Below are 4,829 nucleotides of genomic sequence, written 5' to 3' on the forward strand. Positions count from 1 at the left end.
AAAAAAAGCAAAAAATCCATGAAAAAAAAAATAAAAAAAAAAAAATTCTTTAAAAAAAAATAATCAAGATCTGTTTTTAAAACATGAATCCCTATGAAAATAAAGATAAAATAAAGTCTGCTAAAGCACTAGTAACATATGTTTCTATAATTCCTGCAAAAAACAGTAACACAACACACAAAATTACAGATACGCCAACTGCCACTATTAAATTTTTTGATGTTATTAATTCTGCCTTAAATGTATGGTTTTTTGCTAAAATACCCCTAATACATCTAATAACAATGTGAGTTACCATGAATGATGTTGCAAGAGATAAAATCAATGCTGGAAGTTCTAAAATACCATGAGGAAGAACATATGCTAAAAAAACATGCAAAGGTATTACGGATGCTAAATATCCAATTAGTAAACTATTAAAAATCATTATTCCCGTTGACACGATTGAAAATAGAAATCCCCATAACATCATGATAATATTAACTTCCACATTATTGAAAAAAATACCCTTAAAAGTAATTCCCTCAACTGCTGTGGATTCTACCATCTTCTTAATAACATCCACAAAAATAGAATTTAATGAATCTGCAAAGAAGTAACCTGATAGTATAGATACTATAAAAATTATTAAAGATAATATGAAGTATGGCTTAATTAATCTACAATAATTAAGAGCATAATCCTTAGATATATATTTTTTAAAAATAACCATTAAAATCTCCCATATTTATTAAATTTAAAAAAATATTTATAATACCCTATTTATTAAAAATTCTATAATAATCACATTTACTAAAATACAACTAATCTAGAATAAAAAAAATACAATCGATAATATTTCTTTTTATATGTATAAAAAAAGGTAGATAAAAAATGTTATGTGAAGATTTAGAATATTTAATAATAAGTAAATATACATTAGTATCATTTAAAAATCAATTATCCTAAATGATGTCATATCAAATATATCCCATAACAATACTTTTGGTGCAAAAAGAGCATCCTTACTTTCTAATATATATTTAATAGTTTCATTAACTTCTAATGCTCCAAATATTGCAGGTGTTGTTCCTAGAACTTGTGGTTTTTTAGTACTTATACCTAGTAGATATTCTTTTGATTTATCAAGTGTTTTTCCATTAGATTTTAATTTAAATAATTCCTCATATGATGGAGTATCATTGGTAATTATAGTTAGTTGTCCCACAGTTGTTTCTACTGCACAATGAATAAATGCCATATTTTGTTTTCTTGCTTCCCTTGATATCATCACCCTAGTATATACATTATCTACAGCATCAATTACAATATCATTTCCTTTAAAGATTTGAGATATGTTTTCTGGAGTAATAGTAGTATCATATCCTGTAATATTTAAGTTAGGATTTATTTTTAATGATTCCTTTTTTGCTGTTTCTACTTTAGATTTATCTATTGTATCTAAATTACTTCTTATTTGACGATTTAAATTAGTTTTATCAAAAACATCTTGATCTACAATTGTTAAATTTTCAAAACCTGCCCTTACTAACTGTTCTATTACTGTTCCACCAAGTCCTCCACAACCTATTACTAAAACAGGTGTGTTTCTAATTTTTTCCTGTTGATTTTCTGTAAATATTTCTTTTTGTCTTGAAATCATTTGATTATATAATTCTGTCATAGATAATCTCCTTTTTTTACTAGATGATCTTATTTAATTATATACTATATTAAAAACTTAAAATATATAACAATTGTTATATTTTCTAATATAAAAAATATAATTAAAAACTAAAATACATTGAAAAAGAATAAAAAAGATATATAATGTACTATGTACATTTTATTGAAATTATTTTAACTTATATTCATTTTTAAATATAAGTGCCGGGGGCGGGATTCGAACCCGCGACCTCACGGTATCCCAGGTGAAAGTCAGAGCTCTGCTTAATACCCTATGAGCCGTGCGCTCTAACCAGCTGAGCCACCCCGGCGTGGCTGCTTATTATTAGTATATATCAAAAGTAATATAAATACTTTGTGGTATATGTAAATAAAAGAATATAAAAAGAGAATAAAAAACAAGTTTTAAAATTGAAAATACATATTTAATTTAAATAAATTAGAAAACAAAAAGAATAAAAAGTAAATGAACTTATTCTAAAATAAGTTTTAACCTTAAAAAATCAATAAAGAAAAAATAGATGGTTTTAGTAACCTACACTTGTAGTAAATCTTAGAGCAATACATATTAATGCAACAATAATTGTTCCAATTACTACTTGTTTAGGTGATAATTTAACTCCTGCTGTATCATCATTGAAATATCTTACTATACCTGCTCCACTAGCTGGTAAGGTTTTTTTGTCTTTACGTGCCATAGTTTTACCTCCAAATTTTTAATGTTAATTAGTTAAAATTATTATAATGATTATTATTTTAATTTATATTTTAAGATATATTAAATAATTTTGATTAAACTGCAAAAAAAATTTATTAAAAAGAAAGATTTTTATAAAAAAAGAAGTATGGAAGTTAATAATTATCCATATAAAATACAATTTAACACATAATTACGTATATTTTTTAAATATACTACTTTAACTTCCAAAAATAAGATTAATACCTAATTCTTATTTGCTTTTTCATGATCTTTAACCATTTTTATAGCACAGAAATCTCCACACATACTACACATCTCCTCATCAGATGTAGATGTACTTTCATAATACTTACGTGCAGTTTCTCCATCAATTGCCAATTCAAATTGTTTTTCCCAGTCAAAGTTATCCCTTGCAACAGCCATATCATATTCTCTTTTCATTGTACTTGGTATTTGTTTGGCTATATCAGATACTTCTGCAGCAATCTTTGAAGCTATAACACCCTGTTTTACATGTTCCTTATTTGGTATACACAGATGTTCTGCAGGTGTAACATAACATAAAAAGTCAGCCCCACTTGCACCTGCAATACTTGCACCTATTGCTGCTGTAATATGATCATAACCTGGTGCAACATCTGTTACTAAAGGTCCTAAAACATAGAATGGTGCATCTGAACATATGGTTTTTTGTATTTGCATATTTGCCTTTACTTGTGTTATAGGAACATGACCTGGTCCTTCAACCATCACTTGTACTCCAGCTTTTTGTGAACGTTTTACAAGTCTTCCTAGTGTTGTTAATTCTCTTATCTGTGCAATATCAGTTGCATCATGAATACAACCTGGTCTTAAACCATCACCTAGAGAGAGTGTTACATCATGTTCTTTACATATTTCTAGTAAATAATCATATTCTGCATATAATGGATTTTCTCTTTCATTATGCATGATCCATGCAGCTGTTAGAGCTCCACCCCTACTTACTATTCCCATTAATCTTTCTGAATCATCAACTGCTTTTATTGCATCTTGTGTAATCCCACAATGTACTGTTATAAAGTCAACACCTTCTTTTGCTTGATTTATTATTGTTTTAAAGATAATATCATCATCCATATCTACAATAATTTTATCTTGAGAAGTTGTTTCTACTCCTGCTTCATATATTGGAACTGTTCCTAGAGGTATATTTGTTTTGTCTCTTATTGCCTTTCTGATTTCATGTAATTTTGGTCCAGTACTTAAATCCATCACAGCATCTGCACCATATTTTAGTAGTATATCTAGTTTTTCTAGCTCTACATTAATATCTTCCATTTCTGTAGATGATCCTATATTTGCATTAATTTTTGTATGTAAATCTTTACCAATTCCAGTTGGAAGAGTATTATTATGCACATTTTTTGGTATAACTACTTTTCCAGAAGCTATATTTTTTCTTAATTTTTCAACATCTATATTTTCAGTTTTTGCTACATATTCCATTTCAGGAGTTATTTCTCCTTTTCTTGCATATTCTAATTGAGTCAATTAATACTCTCCTCTATAATTTTTTCTTATAAACAAAATCTTTTTTTATACTAATGGATTAGGTATATTGTTATTTTCCTGTGGATATTTATTTGTACTTAATGATTTACCAATCTTTTCTAGTCTTGTATCTAAAAATTTTCGTCCCATATCACTTACAGCATAGATTGGAACAGAACTTCCATAGTAGTATGGTTTTATCTTACTTGCATAGTCTCGTATATTTTTTGAAGCACAACTAGTTACAATATCTGCATATTTAAATACATCCTTTGTCTCATCCATAGAAATACCAGTTGTATGTGCCACAAATAGATACACATTAACATCAGATGGTAGATCATATTCTCTAATTTTTTTTATTAAAGGAGAAGGTAATATTGTAATAGCAATATTCTTATAACCTTCATTTATTGCTTTTTCTAAACCTTTTATAGGATTAAGTTGAGCTGTTTGTGCATCTAGAACATTTTCAATGCCTATTTTTTCCATTACTTCTGGAATTGGTGTTGTACTTACAAGTCCTGATGCTCTTCCACCTACACCTTGAACTATATCTGCATCAGTCATAAGCAATGTTCCTACCCCTTCACATGCCCCTACAACACAGTCTATATTTCCAACTTCAAGATTACTTCTAAGTATCTCTGATATTCCTACACTTAGCATATCAGACATTTTTATTTGTCTATTTTTTGTACACATTCCAAAGTCATCAATTCTAAATTGAATATTTTCTCTTACTAATTCAGGTGTGATTTCTTCTATATTTCTATATTTAGCAAAGATAGGACAATATTCAATAAGTGGTTTTTCCACATTACTAACTTTACCATTTTCTATTGTAACCCTTGTCTTACCTAATGCTTCTATTACATGTTTATCTCTAACCACACAAATCACCATATAAAATAAATATTAATTATTTATT

Annotated in this window: 5 protein-coding genes and 1 tRNA gene; all 6 read right to left on the bottom strand. The window is 27.6% G+C overall.

Going from position 1 to position 4,829, the window contains the following annotated elements:
* Positions 1 to 91 precede the first annotated feature (91 nt).
* Positions 92 to 712 (bottom strand): stage II sporulation protein M, encoded by a 621-nt coding sequence (locus A9758_RS02145; protein WP_011405847.1) that lies wholly within the window; start codon positions 710 to 712, stop codon positions 92 to 94.
* 216 nt (positions 713 to 928) lie between these two features.
* On the bottom strand, positions 929 to 1,663 hold the full coding sequence (locus A9758_RS02150; RefSeq protein WP_011405846.1) for a HesA/MoeB/ThiF family protein: 735 nt from the start codon (positions 1,661 to 1,663) through the stop codon (positions 929 to 931).
* A gap of 204 nt (positions 1,664 to 1,867) precedes the next feature.
* Positions 1,868 to 1,976 (bottom strand) — tRNA-Met (locus A9758_RS02155).
* Positions 1,977 to 2,192: 216 nt separating this feature from the next.
* On the bottom strand, positions 2,193 to 2,363 hold the full coding sequence (locus A9758_RS02160; protein ID WP_011405845.1) for a preprotein translocase subunit Sec61beta: 171 nt from the start codon (positions 2,361 to 2,363) through the stop codon (positions 2,193 to 2,195).
* Between the two features lie 245 nt (positions 2,364 to 2,608).
* On the bottom strand, positions 2,609 to 3,898 hold the full coding sequence (thiC, locus tag A9758_RS02165; protein WP_011405844.1) for a phosphomethylpyrimidine synthase: 1,290 nt from the start codon (positions 3,896 to 3,898) through the stop codon (positions 2,609 to 2,611).
* 45 nt (positions 3,899 to 3,943) lie between these two features.
* Positions 3,944 to 4,792: a methanogenesis marker 8 protein gene (locus A9758_RS02170; RefSeq protein ID WP_011405843.1), complete on the bottom strand. Its 849-nt coding sequence runs from the start codon at positions 4,790 to 4,792 to the stop codon at positions 3,944 to 3,946.
* Between the last annotated feature and the right edge of the window lie 37 nt (positions 4,793 to 4,829).

Source organism: Methanosphaera sp. A6 (assembly GCF_001729395.1).
Lineage (GTDB): Archaea > Methanobacteriota > Methanobacteria > Methanobacteriales > Methanobacteriaceae > Methanosphaera > Methanosphaera stadtmanae.

Coding starts and splice junctions, on each gene's coding strand:
- A9758_RS02145 (WP_011405847.1), bottom strand. CDS start 712: ATGGTTATTTTTAAAAAATATATATCTAAGGATTATGCTCTTAATTAT.
- A9758_RS02150 (WP_011405846.1), bottom strand. CDS start 1,663: ATGACAGAATTATATAATCAAATGATTTCAAGACAAAAAGAAATATTT.
- A9758_RS02160 (WP_011405845.1), bottom strand. CDS start 2,363: ATGGCACGTAAAGACAAAAAAACCTTACCAGCTAGTGGAGCAGGTATA.